Source organism: Paenibacillus sp. 1182 (genome assembly GCF_017833915.1).
In the GTDB taxonomy this organism is placed as follows: Bacteria; Bacillota; Bacilli; order Paenibacillales; family Paenibacillaceae; genus Paenibacillus; species Paenibacillus polymyxa_D.
On record NZ_JAFICR010000007.1, the window covers coordinates 230,670 to 252,373 of the forward strand.

A 21,704-nucleotide genomic window follows, 5' to 3' on the forward strand; every position below is an offset into this window, starting at 1 on the left:
TATCACTTCTCTTTGCGAAAATCGGTTTGAGTAGATGTCTGGTATAACGCGTTTAAATACCAGCAAAATGGAATAATCATCTGAACCGTCGACAACGTATTATCTGAAAACGAGTAGATCAGAAAGCCTGCAATTAAGCTTGCAAAATAAGGTTTGATAGACTTGGCAAGCGACCGGTAAATGAGAGCGAACACGATCAGCAATGAAAGCATTAATAGCCCGCAACCGATATATCCCGTGTCAAAATAAAAGCGAATATACTCATTATGCGGTACAACGAAACCATTGAATAACGTCCCGTCGTTCGCAACCGTTACCGCGCCAAGACCTCTACCTGACCAAGGGTAATCATGTACTCTGTTCAAAAAATATTCCCATGCCTCCGAGCGTCCCGACAGGTCAATGCCTGTATCGGTCTCCCGTTCGAAGGAGCGTTTTTTTAAATTGTTCCATTGCAGGGCCACCGCCCCCAGAGCAACCAAAAACGATCCGGCCAGCGGTAGCAAATAATTGACTTTCCCCTTGAGGTACTGACGGGCAATATCAAACAGATACACAGCAAACATTAATAACAATGCCAGAATCGGTCCACGTGTACCGGTGGCGATCAGAATCAAAAAGTTCAGTGCCAACACTGTGTAATAAAAAGCGGCTTGCTTGGGTTTGCGCTTGACCTCAATTAGAGAGACGGCAATTCCGAGAAAGGAGAGCATTGCCAGATGCGGCGGTATATTCGCTCCTTGTACTCTGACTGCGCCCGTAAATTCCACATCCGTAAACGAATGCAGCCCTAGAACCTGCAAACCCAGCCCAATGACCACACTAATAATTGGCAACAGACTGATCAGTCGGATATGCTTTTCTGCCACATCCTTTTTCCACTGGATCAGTAAAAAAAAGAAAGGGAGTGATAAACCGACGAACGCCTTGACGGCAATCGAGGTCGTTAACAAAGGCATCCATGCTGAAAATCCAAATGTGATCCCCAGCATGATCACCAATGCCCAGACCGGATAGCTGAACTTGAGACGTATGCCATACACGAGCATGCACGGCACCAGCAGAGCCAAAATGCCCAATTTGTACAATGACAAAATCTCAATACCGAACACGCCGCCCTGATACAGAGAATCGACTGAGACTGCTGTACTTAGCAAAACAGCATAGCTGATGCGCTCCGGATGATGGATAGAAACAGCCAGCAAGAGCAGTAAACATACCGCCGCAATACTGACCACCGGCTGATAGGTAGCCGCAATTCCTACAGCAAGAGCGCCCAGTAGAAAAATAAAAACATGCTGTATGGTGTTTATTCTAGTAGTCCAAGGATAGTTACTCATGTTCCATCTTTCACCCCGCAGCTGACTCGCTTTTCCGGTTGCGCAGTGTATCCAGCGTCCCACGGATACTTTCAAGCCTGCACCGGTTCAACAGCTTCCTGCCCTCACTACGCGCCAGCAGGGAATCCAAAGTGATGTATAACACTTTGGCTGCCGTCTTCGCCATCAGCATCGCGTTGCCGCGCAGACCTACGGCCTGAGCAGCGTTAGACATGCCCTGACAATAGTAGCGGTTCATGATCCATTCTTTTGTTAACCGTGAAGCCGGCACAAAATGTTCCACAGACATGTGTGGATGATACATAATCGTTCCACCATTTTTACGGATTTGCTCGAATACCCACGATTCTTCACCAGATAGAAGGATATCTCCCTTTCTGCCTAGATGAAGCGGGAACATAACAGCGGCAAAAGCCGTTTTACGCATCGCCATATTCGCTCCAAATGGATTCAGTCCCGACGGATATTCACGAATGGCTTTGCCCAGATCAATAATCGTGTAAGGCAGTTCAAGCGGGCCTGTCAGCCAACCCGGTCGTTCCGTCTCAAACATAGGGTCAATTTTCCCACCCATAGCCGTCAGCTCAGGATTGTTCCCGAATGCTGACATAATCGTTTGCAACCATGTAACACACGGAATTGCATCATCATCGAGAAAAGCAATGACTTCCGCTCTTGATAACGTAATACCTGCATTACGAGCTGCAGACAGTCCTTGCTCTCGCTCATAATGATATCGGAGATGGATATTCTGACCATGTGCGACAGTGAACCTTTTGATCGTCGCCGCTGTATGATCGGTGGACCGATTATCGACCACAATGATCTCAGCCAGTGCGAGGTCTTCCAGCTCCAGCAGGGACATTAACGTTTTCTCCAGCAGATCCGCCCGGTTATAGGTGCAAATAACGACGGATACTGCGGGACATCGCTTGAATGCATCCATCAATAAGCATCCTTGGAGAACAGCATTTTAACGCCTGTTTTCATGATGATTTTCAAATCGAGCCACGTATTGCGTACATGAATATACTTCAAATCCATTTGCACCATTTCTTCGAAGCCTACACTGTTACGTGCGCTCACCTGCCAGTAACCCGTACATCCTGGTGTTACAATCAGGCGTTGCTTATCATAATCGGAATATTGCTCGACCTCGCTGGGCAACGGCGGACGCGGACCGACTAAAGTCATGTCGCCGACCAACACGTTCCACAGCTGCGGAATCTCATCAATACTCGTCTTGCGCAGAAAACTACCAATTTTCGTGATCCGAGGATCGTTTTTAATTTTGAACATGGCGCCGCTCACTTCATTCAGCTCCATCAAGTCCTTTTTCAGTTCCTCAGCATTGGACACCATTGAACGGAATTTATACATATCGAATAACTTCTCATTCTTGCCCACCCGAGTTTGCTTGAAAAACACGCTTCCCTTTGGGTCTTCGAGCTTAATCAGAACGCCTACCACTACAAAAAGCGGAAGCAAGACGATCAAGCCCACGAACGACAGCAGCATATCAAGGAGGCGTTTTGTGACCAGGTAGGACGTTTTATCCTGAATTTGTGTATTTCCGTATGGCATGTAAAACGCTTTACCTGACATGACAGCCTCGCCGTCCTCCGGTAAATTTTCCATGCTCATGCTGACGTACCCCCTCTCAACCTGCCGTGGTTGCTTTCTCGGTCTTTTTCAACCATTCATTCATGGCCTCCATAACCGGATACTTCAAATCATCGCTGGCAAGTGCAAATTCAAGTGTGGTTAAAATATATCCAAGACGCTCACCTACGTCATAACGTGTGCCTTCAAAATCATAGGCGTACACACGCTCACTCTGATTCAGCTTTTGGATCGCATCCGTCAACTGAATTTCGCCGCCAGCTCCTTTTTCCTGAAGATCAAGATATTTGAAAATTTTCGGTGAGAACACGTAGCGACCCATAATAGCCAAATCGGATGGCGCTGTGCCTGGAGCCGGTTTTTCTATAAAATTATTCACTCGGTACAAGCGTCCGTCCTGCTGATCCGGTTCAATGATGCCATACCGGTTCGTAAATTCCTGCGGTACCCGCTGCACACCGATAACCGAATTTTGAGTTTCCTCATACTGATCCATCAGCTGGCGCAGGCAAGGCTTCTGACCTGTTACGATATCATCACCCAGCAGCACACCAAACGGCTCGTCCCCGATAAAGCGTCTTGCGCACCATACCGCATGTCCAAGACCTTTGGGTTCTTTTTGGCGAATGTAGTGAATTTCCACTCCCGAAGAACGCTGTACTTCCTCCAGAAGCTTCAGCTTACCGTCCTCGAGCAGTTTGGATTCCAGCTCAAATGCGTTGTCAAAGTGGTCCTCAATGGCACGTTTGCCTTTACCCGTAACGATAATAATGTCCTCAATACCAGAAGCAATCGCTTCTTCCACGATATATTGAATCGTAGGCTTGTTGATAATTGGAAGCATTTCCTTAGGCATCGCTTTGGTGGCAGGGAGGAAGCGCGTACCTAACCCTGCTGCTGGAATAATGGCCTTTTTCACTCTTTTCGTCATCGCACTCATTCTCCTTGCTTCATCGAATTTTGGTGTTGCTTACTTCACCTGATTCATCACAATTCCAACCAGCGTCGCACTGGCCTGCTCCATGAGTTGCTTTGTTTTGCGCAGATCTTCCCGTTTGGTACGACCATGTTTAGCAACGAGAATCACACCATCTGTCAAGCCTGCAATCAGGCGGGCATCCGTATAATTCAGCGCCGGAGCTGAATCGAGTAAGATGATGTCATATTCACGTTTGAGCTCTTCCAGCAGCTCAGCCATACGTTCGCTACCGAGCAGATCCGCTGCGTTGTACAGGGTGTCTCCACCGGGAACAACCGATAGCTCCAGGCCACCATGCCTAACGATAGACTTGGAAGAAGCCCCACCGCGCAAATAAGCCGATAGACCTCCGGTATTCTCCATTCCGAATATCTCGTGCAGCGCTGGCTTATGCAGATTGCAATCCACCAGAGCCACCTTCTTGCCTTCTTGTGCAAAAGAAACTCCGATGTTGGCGAGCAGTGTTGTTTTACCCGCTCCGCTTTCCGGCGAGGTCAACAATAGAACCGTCCCACGGTCCTTTTGTCCAATCACCTGCTGCCGAATGTATGTACGGAGGGATCGAAATGATTCCGAGATATACGATGATGGATTACTTTCTGTAATCAACATGTCATTCAATCGCAGCATATTTACGCTCCCCTACCCGTTCTTTGGAATTTCCAGCTGCTCCATCGATGTCCTTCTTGCGAATGACTGGAATCGATGCAATTACCGGAATACCGATGTCTGCGTCTGCCTCTTTTTCCGAGCGCAGCGTGCCGTTAATGCTTTCCAGGAACACAATCGTGCCCAATGCAATCATCAGCGATACGAGAAAACTAATCGCAATATTCATGAGCGGGTTCCCATTAATCGGGTCAGGATTGGCCTGAGGATCCGCTTCATTTAAAATTTTCACATTATTCAATTCCATCAATCCCGGAACCGTCTGTACGAATTTCTGGGTAACCGCGTTTACAACCGCTGCGGCCTGTGGATAGCTCCCTGCCTCAAACGTCAAACCGATAACCTGACTTTTATCCGAGGATTTAATCTGCAGCTTTTCTGCCAACTTCTGCTGTGTCAAACCGAATTCGGGATGAGTCGCTACAACAGCGTCCATAATTTTAGGTGAAGTGAGAATTTGCTTGTAGCTTTCCACCAAATTAAGACTTGTGTTGACGTCGTTCAGATTGTTGCTCCCCTGCTTGGCGGAAATATGATTAACCAGCAGTTGGCTTGAAGCGGAGTAGACTGGCTTCACGACATTGTCGCTCACAAAGTATGTTGTTACACATGAGAGAATGACAAAAATCGCAATCAGCCACAATCTTCTTTTAATCAGGACTAGATAATCCAAAATGGTTTTCTCCACAAAAATCCTCCCTCCTATACAATTTCTCTTCATATTTAAGTATGACTTTATTGTAACAATTGGCTCTGTGAACGACATGGAACCGAATGGCACTTTCTCCCTCACTACAGGGGGAGGGGAATGTATACTTTCGGATACGGCATGGTATACTTTTGTACCATACATTGTTGATTATGGAAAAAGAAATCGAAAAAAGCCTCAAAATCACAAAAATTGGTGATTTTGAGGCTTTTCATTTCACTCGCATATGAAAGTGCAATGCAGCTTATAGAGTCAGCGCATCATACCATGTTTGTTGGCTCGTACTTCGCCAGACCAATGGCATTGGCATACAATGCTGCCTGCGTGCGATCCGCCAGCCGCAGCTTGGCCAAGATCTGACTGACATGCTTTTTGACTGTAAACTCACTGATAAATAATCGGGATGCAATTTCACGATTGCAAGCTCCTTGTCCCAACTCGACCAGCACTTCCTTTTCCTTTGGCGTCAGGTCGTCCGTCAGATTGCCCGCATCTTCACGCAGCTTGTTTTCGAGAATAGCCGGATCATAATATTTGCGTCCTTTGTTGACAAGATGAATCGCGTAAATTAGTTCCTCAGGCAACGCTTCCTTAAGCACATAACCGTCCACGGAAGCTTCCTCTGCTTTCAGAAAATCTTCACGTGTTGCGGAAGAGGTCAGCAAAATAAATTTACTTCTGAAACCACGTCCGCGCGCTATCTTGATAATATCCAGCCCTGATTCATCAGCTAGTTTCAAATCCAGCAGCACCAGATCCGGATCCGTTTCCTCAATCACCACAAGTGCTTCCTGTTGATTCTGGGCCTCTCCCGCAAACTGAACATTGGGCTGCATGGATATAACCGCAGCGAGTCCTTTCCGTACTAAAGGATGATCATCGACAATGACAATTTTCATGATTCGGCCTCCTGTCTACAGTTCAGGATTTGCATAATCCCTATGTATCCGATTGTTACCGCAGATTTTGTATTGCAGAATGTTCACACATTTTATTCGAGAATTTTGCAAAATCCTCATTCATAAGCATTTACCGGAATGGACAATCGGATCTGTGTTCCTTCTCCGATTCGACTTGAAATATCAAATTCGCCTCCCATCGATTGAGCTAAATATTCCATATTCATCATGCCCAGGCCCCCGCCTGCACTGACCGCCTCACCTCCTGCTACCATTCTCGCCGTCTCAAACCCTACTCCGTCGTCATGAATAGACAGTCTAATCACTTGGGGCGTCAATTTTAACTTCACATCAATTCGCTTGGCCAATCCATGACGGATTGCGTTCCCCGCCGCTTCGGAAATGATGCGGAACAAAGCCTTTTGGTACAAATACGGAAGTGAATAATGATCACCATGAATGTCAAAATCAATTTGTACATGATTCAGCTTGGATAGTGTATGCAGATGACTTTTCACCGTCCCTAACCAAGTTGAGCCTCCACTTTTTTTCGAGCTTAGACTATGAATCGCCCCTTTCAGCTCTCTAACCGCTTGGTTGGCAGATTGCTGAATTAGATCAATTTGCTCCTCCACCTGCTCCTTTGGCTGATGACACCAGGTTTGCCGGAGAGAATGCGTTGCGTACACAATACCAAAAAGGCTCTGAGAAACATTGTCATGCATTTCATTTGCAATCCGGTTCTGCTCATTCGTCACAATCAATTGATTCTCAATACGCTCCAGCTCATAGCGCTCCAAAAACACAGCACTCAGCTCAGCCAAGAATATCAGTTGTTGCACGAGCCAGCGTCTTCCTGTCAGACTTTGATCCGGTCCCAGCTTGAGGCCAATCGTCGCTACAAAGCGGGTCGTCATCGGTACGGTGATCATGAGAAAGTCGCCCCATTCTGGCAGATGTCTGAAAAATGGTTCGCGTTCTTCCCTGAACTCCTCCCGGTAATTCTCCAGTTCCTCGAATAGCTGCTCTTCCTCCTCCACCGTCCAGCCTGTCTGGCTGCTTGCCGGTGCATCCTCCTCCTGACTATCCAGCCAGAAAAATGCACGGCTCTGCTTGGTAAGCTTGACAGTGTAATCCGAGATGACCTGACCCAGATTTAATGCCTCATTATGGCTGGTCGTCTCCATGATGTGGTAAATCGACTTGATATGATCCATCGTCTCATTGGCTTGTTCTTTAGCCACCTTCAGTTCGTCCTTCATGACGCCGATAACCTGCATTGCCATCGTGGTTACGATCAATACCAGAAACAAATTAATGTTCTGCAATATAAGATCCCACAAAAAATATTGACCTGGTGTAAAAAAGATATAACAAAATGTAAGCACCAAACCGATATAAGAAAGTAGGAGCGTCCAGCTGTACCTCATAGATAGATGAGCACAAGCTACCAGCATGGGAGTAATCACATACCATTTGAACGGGCTATTTATCCCTCCGGTCGGGAATAACAACAAAATGATCCCTGCTGTTTCTAGTGCAATGCTACATTTCAATACCATATCATGAAGTCTGTATTTACGGTAAATCCAAGTAAATGCTGTAACGGATAAAAATAGAAAACCAATCAGTAACAGCTTCTGCCACACGATTAATCTAGATGATTCGAACAGAAAAACAAGTGACGTTAAAGATAGTGATACATAACGGTATAGAAAAATCATTTTGTCTTCTGCTGACTTCCTCAACTTCATCCTGTCACCCTATTCTGTGTTTTGAAGGGACGATGGGCATATTAGGTTTGTGTACTCTAAAAAATCATAACCAATCCAAAAATAAATAACAAGACATAAACTCTTACGTAAACGGTTACATTCCAAAAAATTTGGTACTTTTTATAACATATTTACCGTTTCAGGAAAACATTTTGGGGGTAATGTCAGAATTTATGACGTTTGTCAAGGAAATAAATCACATTTTAGCGACCTAAAAAAGACTTGCTGGTACCACTGTGATTATCACAGCGGTATTCAGCGAGTCCTTTTTTAGTGAACCTGGTAGTCTACATTTTAGCCCCCGGCACGTGCTAATTCACGCATATTGGCTTCAAATGCTGCCAATAGAGCTTCATCTCCGCTCAAACCAGTTGCCTCTTCTTTTTGAATCTGTTCAACCATACGCTTGTAATCCTTTGGAATTACTCGTACAAACTGCTGAATCGCAGTCTGCCAATCATCCAAAATACGTTGTCCCGCTTCACTACCCGTGTAAGTGACATGGCGTTGAATCAAGCCGCGCAACTCCGCTGCTTCTGTAGGTTCTTCCACACCTTCCAGCAACACCATTTCCAGATTACAACGGCTCAGGAACGTCCCCTCAGGGTCATAGACATATGCAATACCTCCGGACATTCCGGCTCCAAAATTCCGTCCGGTTCCACCCAATACAGCTACACGTCCGCCTGTCATATATTCGCAACCATGATCTCCAACGCCCTCAACAACAATACGTGCGCCGGAGTTCCGAACGGCAAAGCGCTCGCCTGCGATTCCGCTAATGTAAGCTTCACCGCTGGTCGCTCCATACAAGGCTGTATTTCCGATAATAATGTTCTCTTCTGCCTTAAAGGTCGCTTTGTGAGACTTTTTCACAATAACCTTACCGCCAGATAGCCCTTTACCGACATAGTCATTGCTATCGCCTTCCACGCTCAACGTGATGCCTTTCGGAATAAATGCTCCGAAGCTCTGACCTGCCGATCCAATAAAGTTAAAGCGAATCGTATCCTCAGGCAGACCCGCCGCTCCATACTTACGGGTGACCTCGCTGCCCAGAATCGTCCCTACCGCCCGATTCACGTTTGTAATAGGTAAGGTACCCTCAACAGGCGTTCCGTTCTCCAACGCTTTCGCAGCCATCGGTACGAGCTGCTGCATGTCGAGTGTTTCTTCCAGACCGTGGTTTTGGCGTTGTACACGGTAACGTACACTACCTTCTTCCAACTCAGGAACATGCAACAGCAAGCTCAGGTCTACGCCCTTCTTCTTCCAGTGCGAATCGGCGTTCACGGTATCCAGGCAATCCGTACGTCCAATCATTTCCTGAATCGTACGGAAGCCCAATTCCGCCATAATTTCACGGACATCTTCTGCAATAAAACGCATAAAATTCACCACATGGGCAGGATCGCCCATATAATTTTTGCGCAGCTCCGGATTCTGCGTAGCCACACCAACCGGACATGTATCCATTTGGCATACCCGCATCATAATACAGCCCAACGCCACGAGCGGCGCTGTAGAGAAGCCGTATTCTTCCGCGCCCAACAGGGCAGCTACTACCAAATCGCGGCCAGACAGCATCTTGCCGTCTGTCTCCAATACTACGCGGTCGCGCAGGTTGTTTAGCATCAGCGTCTGATGCGTCTCCGCCAGACCCAGCTCCCAAGGCATACCCGCATGACGAATGGAGCCTTGCGGAGAAGCGCCTGTACCACCGTCGTAACCGCTGACTAGAATAATGTCAGCACGGCCTTTAGCTACCCCTGTAGCAATCGTACCTACGCCTACCTCTGACACCAGTTTCACGTTAATGTCAGCACGCGGATTGGCGTTTTTGAGATCATAGATGAGCTCTGCCAAATCCTCGATAGAATAAATATCGTGATGCGGCGGCGGTGAAATCAAACCTACTCCTGGCGTAGAGCCACGGACCTCAGCGACCCAAGGGTACACCTTACGTCCTGGCAGTTGTCCACCTTCGCCCGGCTTCGCGCCTTGCGCCATTTTGATCTGAATTTCGTCGGCATTCACCAAGTAATTCGATGTTACACCGAATCGGCCCGATGCTACCTGCTTAATCGAACTGCGACGAGAATCACCATTGGCATCCGGTATGAAACGTGCAGGGTTCTCCCCACCTTCACCCGTATTGCTCTTGCCACCGATCCGATTCATCGCAATCGCCATATCTTCATGCGCTTCCTGACTGATCGAGCCAAAGGACATGGCTCCTGTCTTGAAGCGACGCATAATGGATGCAGCGGATTCCACTTCATCCAGCGGCACAGGCTCACCAGCAGGCTTCAATTGAAGCATGGAGCGAATCGTCAAATACTGTTCAGATTCACCCTGTACCAGCTTGGCGTATTTCTTGTAAAGCTTGTAGTCTCCCGAGCGAACCGACTGCTGGAGCAAATGCACCGTTTGCGGGTTAAACAAATGCTCTTCCCCATCGTTACGCCATTGATATTCGCCGCCCGAATCCAGCACTTTGTCGTTGCCGTCCTTGTCGGTGAAAGCACGATTATGATGAACCAGCGCTTCTATAGTCACTTCCTCCAGACCAATACCGCCAATGCGGGAAGGTGTCCAGGTGAAATAACGGTCAACAAAATCCTGTTTTAAACCTACGGCCTCAAAAATTTGCGCCCCACGGTACGACTGAATCGTGGAAATACCCATTTTGGACAATATTTTAACGACACCCTTCGTTGCCGCTTTAATATAATTTTTAACTGCCTTTTCGTGCGAGATGCCGCGCAGCAAACCCTGCTGAATCATGACATCCAGCGTTTCAAAAGCCAGATACGGATTAACCGCACTCACACCGTAGCCAAGCAGCACCGCATAATGGTGAACATCCCTTGGCTCGCCGGACTCCAGCAAAATACTTACACGTGTGCGGGTACCCTGTTTAATCAAATGGTGATGCAGGCTGGAAACAGCTAGCAACGCCGGAATGGCTGCATTCTCCGCATCCACTCCACGGTCGGACAAAATCAGGATGTTATGACCTTTGTCAATGACACGGTCAGCCGCCTCAAACAATCCTTCCAGCGCCTTGCGTAAGCCCTCAGCACCTTCCTTCGCTTCAAAGAAGATCGGGATCGTCATCGATTTGAAGCCTGGACGGTGCACGTGGCGAATTTTGGCAAACTCCTCATTCGATAGCACCGGCGAATCCAAACGAATCTGGCGACAGCTTTCCGGTTCTGGATGCAGTAAATTGCGCTCTGGTCCAATCGTAGTTGCGGTTGACGTTACAATCTCTTCACGAATGGCGTCAATCGGCGGGTTTGTGACTTGGGCGAACATTTGTTTAAAGTAATTGTACAAACGTTGCGGACGATCAGACAGCACCGCCAATGGTGCGTCGTATCCCATTGAGCCAATCGGTTCTGCACCTGTAAGTGCCATCGGCTCCAGAATTTTGCGCAGTTCTTCAAACGTATATCCAAAAGCGAGCTGAAGCTGATTTACATTTTCATGTTTAGGCTCCGGCTGTTCTAGTGCTTCCGGCAGCTCATCCAAATCAACCAAGTGCTCATCCAGCCATTGCTGATAAGGTTCCTCGGAAGCAATACGTTCCTTTAACTCTTCGTCAGAAACGATACGGCCTTCTTGGGTATCAACCAACAGCATACGACCCGGACGGAGACGATCCTTATAGAGCACATTTTCAGGATCAATATCCAATACACCCGCCTCTGAAGACAGTGCGATCAGATCGTCCTTGGTCACATAGTAACGTGCAGGACGCAGACCGTTGCGGTCGAGAATCGCCCCGATTTGGATACCGTCTGTAAACGCCATTGCAGCAGGTCCGTCCCACGGCTCCATCATAGTGCTGTGATATTCATAAAATGCCCGCTTCTTCGGGTCCATGGTTTCATGCTTGTTCCAAGGCTCCGGCACCATCATCATGGCTACATGAGGAAGGGATCGTCCGCTCAGATACAGAAACTCCAGCGTATTATCAAACATGGCTGTATCCGAGCCATCTGGGTTAATGACGGGTTTTACCTTCTTAATGTCTCCGCCAAACGCTTCGCTTTCAAACTGCGCCTGACGCGCATGCATCCAGTTCACATTGCCGCGCATCGTATTAATTTCACCGTTGTGAATCATAAAACGATAAGGATGCGCACGATCCCAGCTCGGGAACGTATTCGTACTAAAACGGGAATGGACCAGCGCGATCGCTGATGTCACCCGCTCATCCTGCAAATCCAGATAAAATTTACCTACCTGCTCGGTTGTCAGCATTCCTTTGTATACAACCTTGCGACAGGACAAACTTGGAATATAGAACGACTCACCGTTCTCATCCTCTTGGTTATAGCGAATAGCAAGCTCTGCACGTTTGCGAATGACATACAGTTTCCGTTCGAAGTCCAACTCTTCCTTCAAATCGCTACTGCGACCGATGAATACCTGACGCACACCCGGTTTAGCTGCTTTTGCCGATTTACCCAGCATTTCGTCATAAGTTGGAACATCGCGAAAACCCAAACAATTTTGACCTTCGTCCACGATGATATCTCTTAGCTTCTGCTCATGCACCTCACGAACTTTTGGATCATTGGATACAAAAAGCATACCCACGCCATAATGTCCGGCCTTTGGCAATTTGAAGCCCAATCGCTCCGCTTCCTCTTGAAAAAACAGATGAGGGACCTGAATCATAATCCCTGCTCCGTCACCGGAGTTAGGTTCACTTCCCTGACCGCCCCGATGCTCCATATTCACGAGCATGGTCAAAGCCTGACTTACAATATCGTGCGATGGTTTTCCCTTGATGTGGGCAACAAAGCCCATGCCGCAGGCGTCTTTTTCGAATTGGGGATCATATAGTCCCTGTTTGGGTGGTAAACCTGTCTGTCTCATGGAACGCAACCTTTCTGTTATAAAGTCATGCTGGCCTGAAATACAGGCGGCCGAATAGAAGACAGTGGCAACAAGAGGTAACTCAAAGAACAACTACGAGGAATGGGGGACAAAACATGTGACGTATTCAAGGCGGTACGGTCCACCGAATGCGTATGTTTTTCAATAATTATGCAATGGCTTGACTTGAAAAATACGTCGATTCCACTGATGAATCTAATTAGTTCTATCATTTTATCATTGACCTATCATGTTAGCAATTCAAAGTTTTTATGATTGTGATAATAAATCTTTTACATTACAGCTTCAACGTATCAATGCAAATTTATCTCATTTTTATGTATAAATATTCACTTTTAAAAAACAACCTTTCCTATTCCTCTAAGGAACAGAAAAGGCTGACAAAGGAGATACGATAAGTTAATAGACCATCTAGTGTATTCACGCAAATCAGATATCCGTATTAAAATTCGAGACTTTCGCCGGGCTTCAATGCTTTCCCTTCAATACCTTCTTTGTGCAGACGATCACAGAAGCCATCTCCGTCCTGCTCAATACCCGGGAACGTATTGTAATGCACCGGTATTACGCGGCTTGCACGCAGCCATTTTGCTGCCAGCAATGCATCCTCCGGTCCCATCGTATAACCATCTCCGATCGGCAATACCGCAGCATCGATGGAGTTAGTCTCCCCAATGAGACGCATGTCACCAAACAGACCAGTATCCCCTGCATGGAAAAAGGTTTGGCCTCCCATGGTCAATAAAATCCCTGCCGGCTCTCCCATATAAATGGTTTGTCCGTCCACCGTCAAAGATGAGCTGTGAAACGCAAGTGTGAATTTCACATGGAAACCGTCAAAGTGGTGACCCCCACCCAGATTCATACCGTGAGCTTTAGCCCCCAAGGATGAACAATATTCGGCCAGTTCCGCGACCGCGATTACTGGACAATCATTGCGCTTGGCAATTTCAACAGCATCTCCAAAATGATCGGCATGACCGTGTGTCAACAACACGGCATCCACCTGAATATCCTCGGCCTGTACGGTTGCTTTAGGATTTCCCGTCAAAAAAGGATCAATAATAATCCGTTTCCCCTCTGCCTCTACCAGTACAACTGAATGTCCATAATATGTGATTTTCATATCATCTACGCCTCCTTTGTCACTTTCATTATTTGGGTTACTTTCCTTTACCTATTATACCTCTTTTGCATACTGGCTTCACCTGTACCACAAAATCCGTTCACAAAGCTGAACCCTATTGTTTAGAAAGGGCTGTTATTTGTAGAAGGGTGCCTTTATTTATAAAAGGTATGATGACCGATCGTTTTCACCTTGGTACGGGAATGATGAACCGTAAGGTCCTGGGCCAACGTAAGCGACAGGAAAAAACAGGTGTTATCAGGCACGGCTTTATGGCCGTTCAAAGCAGCAGTAACCGCACGAATGCTGTCCTGGTTGGGCTGAACACGACGAAGACGCCCGTTCGCGACCGGACTAAATTGCGCTTTTTGATAAATCACTGCCTGAATCGTATCGGGAAATGGGGCTGACCGCAGCCGGTTTAAGACAACGTTGGCAACTGCCACTTTGCCTTCGTACGGTTCGCCTTCTGCTTCTGCCATCACTATTTTTTGCAGCAGGAGCAGTTCTTTAGCGGAGACAGTATAGCTCCAGGTAGACAACGCCTTGTCATCCTGCGTGAGCATTTTTGTCTTCGTAAAGTAGATGGTTGTAGGAGGGGTTAGGATTGCGGACTTGCTATGCTGGACCTCAGGCTTTTTCTTGCCTGTAGCAACGTTATTCCGAGCTTGTTCCGCCTGCTTCATCTGGGAAGCGGGTAACGGAGTCGGCATGATTTCTTTCCAGCTTGGCTGCCCATGAGCAGCAACAAAGATGGGGCTTGTCCTGTTAGACCCTTTATGGGTCCCCATCCTGTCGCCATATGTAGGAGCTGCAGAGTTCCCTGACCAGCTCAGAGAATGCATGGATGCATTTTTATGATTATTCTGTGTTTGCTGAACCTCAGCGTAGAGGCCTATCCCCAATATACAAACAAGCAGCACACTCAAAAGAGGTGCAAACCAACGATGTTCTTTAATAATTTCCATAATGTTCCTCCCGTTAACTTAAGCACATTCCTCAGATATGTAACCCAAAATGCGCTTTTTGAATAACGCTGAAACACTATATCACTAAATTCGCTGATAGATCAAGGGTTTCGCCTCATTAATGGGAATGTTTGAATTATTTGGTACATTGGTTTTTGACCCAATCGTGTTGCATATAAAACAAATTCTCCCACTTCCCAAGGCCCGCCGCTTCGGTCATTGGGCTGCCACACAGAAGCTGGAACGGGCTGTCCCCCTGTGTACGAACGTGCTACGGTGATATGAGGCCGATAAGGTCTGTCCTCAGGTTTAAAACCAAGGGGTTTGGTAGCACGAAGTATAGACTGATATAGCTGCTCTAGCGACTCTCGCTGTCCAGTCACTCCTTTCCAGAGTACACGTGGAAATTCTTCACGGCCAAAAAAACCTGCTTCTCCAATGCCAAGTGTGAACGGGTGATGCTCAGCTGCCGCTTGAACTAAAACCTGCTCAAGTTTCGGGATAACCGAGGTCTCCACATCACCCAAAAACTGAAGTGTCACGTGGTAATCTCTGAAATCAACCCATTTGCGAAAAGAAAGATCATTCAAATCCTGCTCCACCCAATGATGTAAGTTCTTCTTGTGCTCATTTGGGAGAGCAATAGCTGTAAAAAGTCTTTGCGATTCATCTTTCATCAACCTTTACCTCCTTTGCTATAGATATTTGTGGATATCTCAAAAGCAGCTGTTTGGATTGTCCCTAATCAGGGTAAAGCCATTTGTTGTTATATATAGTGACACCGCGAGCTCGTTTTTATCCTTCTTATGCAATTTTTTCAGCAATCTGTTATTCTTGAAAAGATGGTTCGCCAGAATATATTGGAAACTCCAAGGAATTAAAAATCGAGGAGGCTATGAACTATGGGAAACATTTTAAGCTTACATCAACTGACGGAAGAGCAAAAAAAACAAGTTCGTGCAGCGGCTTCGGGCTACGAGTTGATTATTGGCAAAGCTCAGGAATTAGAATCTAAACAAATCCGGGAAGCCGAGATTATTCTGGGCTGGTCCAAGCATATTGCCGAAGATGCATTACATCCAGACAGCAAGCTGAAGTGGATACAAACCTGGTCGGCTGGGATTGATAAGCTACCGCTTACCGAATTGGAGAAGCGTAACATTTTACTCACGAATACGAGTGGTGTGCATGCCATTCCAATTACAGAGCAGATCTTTGGAATGCTGCTATCGCATACACGTTATTTACAGCAAGCAGCTCTCTTGCAGCGTCAGAAAACATGGCAACCACCGAAAGGCCAACTGACGGAATTACGTGGCAAAACACTGTTGATTACAGGCGTTGGCGAAATTGGCCGTGAAACAGCGCGGATTGCAGAATCCTTTGGCATGCGGGTAATCGGAGTCCGGCGTTCTGGTAAGGAAGCTCCGCATGTAGAGCATATGTATACTAACGAACAACTACACGATGCATTGGGAGCAGCGGATATCGTGGTAAATATATTGCCATTCACCGAGGAGACTCATCACTTCTTTGACGAAAAAGCATTTGCAGCTATGCGTAAGGGAGCCTTCTTCATTAATGTAGGTCGCGGTGGAACCGTTCATACGGATGCGCTTGTACGCTCTTTGGAGCAAAAGCATATTGCCTTTGCCGGCCTGGATGTATTCGAGGAAGAACCACTACCTGCGTCACATCCACTATGGGGTCTGGACCATGTTTTGATCACACCGCATATTGCAGGTGATACGGACCGATACGCCGAACGGGCGGTAGATATTTTTCTTACTAATTTGAATGCTTATGCCGCTGATCAGGAACTGCCATTGAATTTGGTTAATTATAAAACTCAGTATTAACACACTACTTACAGATCGAGATTTCCCGACTCATACCTGTCTTATGTATGCGGCATTGCTCCGTAAGGGTCCAACCTGACTCGGATAACAATGTTTCCATCGGCTCCGTGCTCACGACCACCGCCCGCGCGGCCAAGCGTCTCAGACTGCGCAGCATCTTCTTTTGTTCATCAGCCGGGAGCACGGAGCACAGGTTATAGGGCATATCCAATATGGCCGCATCGTATGTGCCTTCGAGCTTATTCATATCCCCGAGTTTCACTAAATCTTCTTCATATCCAAAATGACGCAAATTCACTCGTGCTCCACGCACCGCCAACGGATTGATATCACAACCGCGAATATCCTTTCCCATACTTAATGCTTCAATCATTACATTGCCCATACCACAACACGGGTCCAGCAGTTTCAATGAGCCTGACTCTCCCTTTGCTGCTGTTAGATCAGTTGCTGCCAAATTCACAAGTGCCCTAGCTACCAGAACAGGTAGTCCAGTAGAATAATTTTGCGGCTTCTGACGACGCTCCTGCCACGATCTGTCGCTATACTGACACCTGCCCAGTAGCCACCGTTCTCCTATCCGAATAACACCAAGGGTGATATCCGGTGTCTTCATTTGCGCCTGCCCATGAATACGCGCACCAATCCGGCGTTCGATCCCGCGCCGCTCGTCATAACCGGCCTCATGGTCACCTTCTTTAAGGCACAACACCTTAAAGGTCTTTCCTTCCTCAAGCTGTAACATGGAAGCCGCTTCGCATAGCTCTTCCAGTGTTCCCGCATCTGTCACTACATCCAGCCGAAGATGAATAAACGGGCTGGTCCCCGGTTCCAGCCGTCGATGGGACAACAGGATGGAATCCTGCACGGGCGGCTGACCGAACAAACATTTTAATTCCAAAAGACATAACTCACGCTCTGTTTCATGACACGCATAGGTATACACGTAGCTTGGTTTCATTTCATCGATATTCGTTTTCTGTTTATTCATGTCAGATCTCTTTTCATCTTTTCATTAGGAATCAAGGCTAGAATTTACGGCCTCCGCTATTAGACGGTAGGAGTGAAGCCGCTGCTCATAATCGGGAATCGGTGTGACCAACAGAAACTCATCGTTATCATATTTAATCTGCAAGCCACGTAACCGTTCGGCAATAACCGACGGCGTTCCCACCAGCCAACTGGCTCGCATTGCCGGGTCGCCCAATGAAATCTGAGCAGTCCATTGCTGCGCCAGCTCATCCGTCAAGGCACATACTGCGCCTACAGCAACCATGGTACGTGGCTTGTCTATCCGGTTGGATGGCTGAAAGCTGGAGCGGTAAATGCTGAGCATTTCTTCCGTTTGCTGTTCACTCATAAACTGACCGAATACATAGCCTGTTGAATACTGGGCGGCATATTCGGCACTTTTTCGGTTTGTGCCCAGCATCCACACTGCTGGCGGCTGTTCAGGCATCGGCCGAGCAAACACAGGCACCTGCTCATATTCGTAAGTACCTTCCAGCAAAGCCAATAGAGCTTCCATCGTCTGTGGCAGCTCCGTCACATGTTGAAGAAAATTGCCGCTCAGTGCCATCGAAGCATGAGGTCCCCCACCAGGTGCTCTCCCTAGACCCAATTCAACTCTGCCAGGATATAGAACGGCCAGCAGATGAAACCATTCCGCGACCTTGACTGGACTATAATGCGGGAGCAAAATAGCACCTGCACCCAATTTGATTGTCTTCGTCACCGCCCCGATATGAGATAGCAGCACTTCCGGGCTGGAGGAAGCCAGCCCCTCCATATCATGGTGCTCCGAGGTCCAGTAGCGTGTATATCCCCACGCTTCTGCCTGTCTCGCTAGTTCGCCAGCTCGTTGAACCGCCTGCTCCGGACGGTTACCGGGCAGCAACGGCACCATATCGAGCACACCGAGATTCAACCTTTTTATAGATAAAGACCGAGATGGCATAGACACAATCCTCCCTCCTACTATCAGCTATAAACCAGTTTCTTCTACTATATAGGGGGAATTTAAAGGTTAATCCAGATCATAAATGGAACCCACCTTCAGGCCGTATAACTCATTATAGATTTTTTCAGCAAAAGCATCGGTCATGCCTGCAATATAGTCTATGACCATATGCTCCCATGTCCAGATCGGCTTCGTCTTGGCTTGGTCGCGCTCATAGCGCTGGAGCCAGTCGCTTGGAATAATAGATTTGGATGTTTCCGGGTCCAGAAAAGCCAACCAAAGTCGTTTGAGCATCCACTCACTCCGTTTTTGCAGTCGCTGTACGCGCAGATCGCGGATCATCGTAACCCAAGCAAAGCTTTTCAATACACTCACCGTGCGCAGCATATCCAAATCTTCGTTTCCATCCCGTACAAAGGTCACTTTTTTCCAATTTCCATCATCAATGACACCCAAGCTGCTGACAAACAGACTGACCCAGTATGCCTTCACTTCACGGCGGGTCCGGGAATAATCGTGTTCACACATCGGCATCTTGCCATTCCACACCTTCAAAAATTCACTCAGCACAGCCGCTACCTTCTGCTCAATCTGAGCCAGTTGCCAGCCTTGCCAGAAGCTATCCTCCAACGTGGTGATTTTCTCCGTAATCAGACGAATTAAATACGGATCATACAAGAAGTGCTCGTGTACCTCGATTTTTCCAGCCTTAATCCCATCCTCCAAATCATGCGCAGAATAAGCGATATCGTCGCACAGGTCCATAAGCTGGGCTTCCAGCGTTTTTTTACCATCAGGGATACCCCAATCCTCGCGGATGGAACGTATATATTCCCACTCATGCAGATACAACCCTTTTTTGTTCAGAATCCCTGGGTACGGGTATTTGTTGATCCCCAGTAACACAGCGTCCGACAAATTCAAACCATCCACGTTCTCACGCTTCTCCAAAAACATAATCAGCCGGAAATTGTGCGCATTCCCTTCAAAATGCTCATAAATTCGTCGCTCACGCGCATAGGCCTCCTGTCCACGCTTGGACTCCAGTGTGAAGCCTCCGGCAGAGGATATCTTTTCTACCTTTGTTTCAATCAGTTGATCCAAAATCCCGTCCAGTACTTCTTCTCCCTTGTGCCCGAACGGGGGATGCCCAAAGTCATGTGCGATGGAAGCACATTCTACCACCTCAGGGTCAATGATCAGTCCTGCGTTATCTGCCTGTTCCAGCTCTACTTCAGGATGGCGGCGCAGCAAGCTTCGGGATGCTTCACGCGCAATTTGCGCTACCTCCAAAGAATGCGTCAGTCGTGTGCGATAATAATCGCCCGTGCCTGCACCAAATACCTGTGATTTACCCTGCAACCGACGGAAAGTCGGTGAATGAATCAAACGGGAGTAATCCCGTTCATATGCGGCCCGTGAAGCGTCGCTTCGTGTCTGTTCCGCAAATTGCCGATGCTCTCTCTTGTCCTGCCATGTCATAAATCCCACTCCCTACGTACTCAATTGGAGTGATTATACATTTTTTTCGCGCTTCATGAAAGCTCACATGACTTTCAGTTATATATGTAAGCATCAAACTATCCCACCTAGCGCATTATCGCCTATCAAGCCAAGCCAGTGGTCAGACGATGAGTAATAAAAAAAACAAGTCCAAAAAAACTTAATATAGGGTAAATAGTATAATAAAATAAAACTAGACTTTATATTTAATGGTTTTGAGTTTGATTATTTTTACAGCGTTACTTCATAAACGCGCCCGATTGTTGAAGATTATTTATTAACTAAGACCTGTTGAATTGTCCCCTAATGCTATCATTTTAATTATGCACCTAATTATCAGGCTTGTTGTTGAGAGAGATTTTGAAAAATTAAAAACGCCTATCTAGCAAGATAGACGTAAAGTATAACAAGCTTTAAAGAGGCTGATAACTCGCCTCACGCGTTTTTACTTTCACACTAATTTTTGTAATATAATCTTTTTCCTCTTTTGCTGCAATCGAGTGCAGTAAATATTCCTCATAAATATCACCATCTAACGCTAACTGCTCCTGTTCTAAATAAGCGAGTAGCGTATTATAAGTCTCAGTCTGTGAGATTTCATCATAAGGTCCTTGATGATAAATGACCGCGTAGTGTCCAGCTGGTTTCATTCTTGCTGACGGGTCATCTAGGCGACAAAATAGGTAGCTTACGCCTTCAAACTTCTTATTTAAAAAATCTTCTTTTGTATACACAGTACCGTATGCGGCTGTACTTTTAATCCCAAGCTTTTTTAAAAATGGCGTAGTTTGCTCGTAAAGTTCCCCCATTGATAACGACGACCAATCTATTTTCTCGTCGCTATACACAACAGGTTCGGCTGGTAATTGCTTCATCAATACTTCTCCAAATGATACTTCTTCCATCTCTTTTGTCAGGGCAACCGTTCGTTCTAGGAAAAACTGAATATCTTGTAACTTTTGAATTTCCATTGCCGCTTTTTCTTGCTGTTCCATTGCTAATTGTTGTAACGCTTGTACGTTAGGCGCGTCAAAATACGTTTTGAGTTCTTTAATCGGTACCTCAACTGCACGAAGCGATTGAATCGCTACAAATTGATCGAACTGCTCAAATGTGTAGTAGCGATAGCCATTATCAAAGGTGCCTGCAGGCTTAAATAAATCGATTTTATCGTAATAAAGCAATGTATCTTTATTGATTTCAAGTAACTTGGCAAATTCGCCTGTCAAATATGTTTTTTCGAATGTATTTTTCATCTCTTTTCACTTCTTTCTTTACTCTGGAGTTACTCCATACCTTACACTATTCCTTGCGAACATAACACGAAAACATAAATGAGACAAGCAATTACTAAGGTGTTGAACGTACTTAGGTTGATGA

Annotated in this window: 17 protein-coding genes; 1 reads left to right on the top strand and 16 read right to left on the bottom strand. The window is 46.7% G+C overall.

Annotated features, from left to right (window positions below):
- Positions 1 to 2 precede the first annotated feature (2 nt).
- The 12 genes from JOD82_RS16145 to thpR all read right to left on the bottom strand — a co-directional run bounded on the left by JOD82_RS16145 (position 3) and on the right by thpR (position 15,679).
- A complete protein-coding gene (locus tag JOD82_RS16145; RefSeq protein WP_039269528.1) occupies positions 3 to 1,340 on the bottom strand; it encodes an O-antigen ligase family protein in 1,338 nt (445 codons plus the stop codon).
- A 10-nt stretch (positions 1,341 to 1,350) separates the two neighbouring features.
- The gene (locus JOD82_RS16150) at positions 1,351 to 2,286 is read right to left on the bottom strand and encodes a glycosyltransferase (protein ID WP_029516193.1); all 936 of its coding nucleotides are present in this window, start codon (positions 2,284 to 2,286) and stop codon (positions 1,351 to 1,353) included.
- The gene (locus tag JOD82_RS16155) at positions 2,286 to 2,984 is read right to left on the bottom strand and encodes a sugar transferase (protein ID WP_013309152.1); all 699 of its coding nucleotides are present in this window, start codon (positions 2,982 to 2,984) and stop codon (positions 2,286 to 2,288) included. Before JOD82_RS16155 ends, JOD82_RS16150 begins: the two co-directional genes overlap by 1 nt.
- 16 nt (positions 2,985 to 3,000) lie before the next feature.
- The gene (gene galU / locus JOD82_RS16160; protein ID WP_013309151.1) at positions 3,001 to 3,894 is read right to left on the bottom strand and encodes a UTP--glucose-1-phosphate uridylyltransferase GalU; all 894 of its coding nucleotides are present in this window, start codon (positions 3,892 to 3,894) and stop codon (positions 3,001 to 3,003) included.
- A gap of 39 nt (positions 3,895 to 3,933) precedes the next feature.
- On the bottom strand, positions 3,934 to 4,572 hold the full coding sequence (locus tag JOD82_RS16165; protein WP_029516191.1) for a CpsD/CapB family tyrosine-protein kinase: 639 nt from the start codon (positions 4,570 to 4,572) through the stop codon (positions 3,934 to 3,936).
- The gene (locus tag JOD82_RS16170) at positions 4,556 to 5,299 is read right to left on the bottom strand and encodes a YveK family protein (RefSeq protein ID WP_029516190.1); all 744 of its coding nucleotides are present in this window, start codon (positions 5,297 to 5,299) and stop codon (positions 4,556 to 4,558) included. Before JOD82_RS16170 ends, JOD82_RS16165 begins: the two co-directional genes overlap by 17 nt.
- 281 nt (positions 5,300 to 5,580) lie before the next feature.
- Positions 5,581 to 6,219, bottom strand: coding sequence for a response regulator (locus tag JOD82_RS16175; protein ID WP_029516189.1), 639 nt, complete (start codon positions 6,217 to 6,219; stop codon positions 5,581 to 5,583).
- A 116-nt stretch (positions 6,220 to 6,335) separates the two neighbouring features.
- Positions 6,336 to 7,973 (bottom strand): sensor histidine kinase, encoded by a 1,638-nt coding sequence (locus JOD82_RS16180; RefSeq protein ID WP_029516188.1) that lies wholly within the window; start codon positions 7,971 to 7,973, stop codon positions 6,336 to 6,338.
- Between the two features lie 315 nt (positions 7,974 to 8,288).
- Entirely contained in the window at positions 8,289 to 12,887 is a 4,599-nt protein-coding gene (gene gltB, locus JOD82_RS16185) for a glutamate synthase large subunit (protein WP_029516187.1), read from the bottom strand.
- A 463-nt stretch (positions 12,888 to 13,350) separates the two neighbouring features.
- A complete protein-coding gene (locus JOD82_RS16190; protein ID WP_029516186.1) occupies positions 13,351 to 14,034 on the bottom strand; it encodes a metal-dependent hydrolase in 684 nt (227 codons plus the stop codon).
- Positions 14,035 to 14,189: 155 nt separating this feature from the next.
- Positions 14,190 to 15,002, bottom strand: coding sequence for a cell wall hydrolase (locus JOD82_RS16195; RefSeq protein ID WP_029516185.1), 813 nt, complete (start codon positions 15,000 to 15,002; stop codon positions 14,190 to 14,192).
- 101 nt (positions 15,003 to 15,103) lie between these two features.
- On the bottom strand, positions 15,104 to 15,679 hold the full coding sequence (gene thpR, locus JOD82_RS16200; protein ID WP_029516184.1) for an RNA 2',3'-cyclic phosphodiesterase: 576 nt from the start codon (positions 15,677 to 15,679) through the stop codon (positions 15,104 to 15,106).
- 225 nt (positions 15,680 to 15,904) lie between these two features.
- Here thpR and JOD82_RS16205 point away from each other — a divergent pair, with 225 nt between their 5' ends.
- Positions 15,905 to 16,861, top strand: coding sequence for a D-2-hydroxyacid dehydrogenase (locus tag JOD82_RS16205; RefSeq protein ID WP_209949665.1), 957 nt, complete (start codon positions 15,905 to 15,907; stop codon positions 16,859 to 16,861).
- Between the two features lie 4 nt (positions 16,862 to 16,865).
- Here JOD82_RS16205 and JOD82_RS16210 read toward each other — a convergent pair whose 3' ends face one another.
- From JOD82_RS16210 to JOD82_RS16225, 4 genes are all read right to left on the bottom strand, one after another.
- Positions 16,866 to 17,852: a methyltransferase domain-containing protein gene (locus JOD82_RS16210; RefSeq protein WP_069012214.1), complete on the bottom strand. Its 987-nt coding sequence runs from the start codon at positions 17,850 to 17,852 to the stop codon at positions 16,866 to 16,868.
- Positions 17,853 to 17,876: 24 nt separating this feature from the next.
- Entirely contained in the window at positions 17,877 to 18,818 is a 942-nt protein-coding gene (locus tag JOD82_RS16215; RefSeq protein ID WP_029516181.1) for an MsnO8 family LLM class oxidoreductase, read from the bottom strand.
- 69 nt (positions 18,819 to 18,887) lie between these two features.
- The gene (locus JOD82_RS16220; RefSeq protein WP_069012216.1) at positions 18,888 to 20,303 is read right to left on the bottom strand and encodes a deoxyguanosinetriphosphate triphosphohydrolase family protein; all 1,416 of its coding nucleotides are present in this window, start codon (positions 20,301 to 20,303) and stop codon (positions 18,888 to 18,890) included.
- A 434-nt stretch (positions 20,304 to 20,737) separates the two neighbouring features.
- Positions 20,738 to 21,580, bottom strand: a complete 843-nt coding sequence (locus tag JOD82_RS16225; protein ID WP_209949666.1) for a MerR family transcriptional regulator — start codon at positions 21,578 to 21,580, stop codon at positions 20,738 to 20,740.
- Positions 21,581 to 21,704: the final 124 nt, after the last annotated feature.

What these genes read in the sequence shown, in the direction of transcription:
- JOD82_RS16145 (WP_039269528.1), bottom strand. Translation starts at nt 1,340, where the DNA reads ATGAGTAACTATCCTTGGACTACTAGAATAAACACCATACAGCATGTT.
- JOD82_RS16150 (WP_029516193.1), bottom strand. Translation starts at nt 2,286, where the DNA reads ATGGATGCATTCAAGCGATGTCCCGCAGTATCCGTCGTTATTTGCACC.
- JOD82_RS16155 (WP_013309152.1), bottom strand. Translation starts at nt 2,984, where the DNA reads ATGAGCATGGAAAATTTACCGGAGGACGGCGAGGCTGTCATGTCAGGT.
- galU (WP_013309151.1), bottom strand. Translation starts at nt 3,894, where the DNA reads ATGACGAAAAGAGTGAAAAAGGCCATTATTCCAGCAGCAGGGTTAGGT.
- JOD82_RS16165 (WP_029516191.1), bottom strand. Translation starts at nt 4,572, where the DNA reads ATGCTGCGATTGAATGACATGTTGATTACAGAAAGTAATCCATCATCG.
- JOD82_RS16175 (WP_029516189.1), bottom strand. Translation starts at nt 6,219, where the DNA reads ATGAAAATTGTCATTGTCGATGATCATCCTTTAGTACGGAAAGGACTC.
- JOD82_RS16180 (WP_029516188.1), bottom strand. Translation starts at nt 7,973, where the DNA reads ATGAAGTTGAGGAAGTCAGCAGAAGACAAAATGATTTTTCTATACCGT.
- gltB (WP_029516187.1), bottom strand. Translation starts at nt 12,887, where the DNA reads ATGAGACAGACAGGTTTACCACCCAAACAGGGACTATATGATCCCCAA.
- JOD82_RS16190 (WP_029516186.1), bottom strand. Translation starts at nt 14,034, where the DNA reads ATGAAAATCACATATTATGGACATTCAGTTGTACTGGTAGAGGCAGAG.
- JOD82_RS16195 (WP_029516185.1), bottom strand. Translation starts at nt 15,002, where the DNA reads ATGGAAATTATTAAAGAACATCGTTGGTTTGCACCTCTTTTGAGTGTG.
- thpR (WP_029516184.1), bottom strand. Translation starts at nt 15,679, where the DNA reads ATGAAAGATGAATCGCAAAGACTTTTTACAGCTATTGCTCTCCCAAAT.
- JOD82_RS16205 (WP_209949665.1), top strand. Translation starts at nt 15,905, where the DNA reads ATGGGAAACATTTTAAGCTTACATCAACTGACGGAAGAGCAAAAAAAA.
- JOD82_RS16210 (WP_069012214.1), bottom strand. Translation starts at nt 17,852, where the DNA reads ATGAATAAACAGAAAACGAATATCGATGAAATGAAACCAAGCTACGTG.
- JOD82_RS16215 (WP_029516181.1), bottom strand. Translation starts at nt 18,818, where the DNA reads ATGCCATCTCGGTCTTTATCTATAAAAAGGTTGAATCTCGGTGTGCTC.
- JOD82_RS16220 (WP_069012216.1), bottom strand. Translation starts at nt 20,303, where the DNA reads ATGACATGGCAGGACAAGAGAGAGCATCGGCAATTTGCGGAACAGACA.
- JOD82_RS16225 (WP_209949666.1), bottom strand. Translation starts at nt 21,580, where the DNA reads ATGAAAAATACATTCGAAAAAACATATTTGACAGGCGAATTTGCCAAG.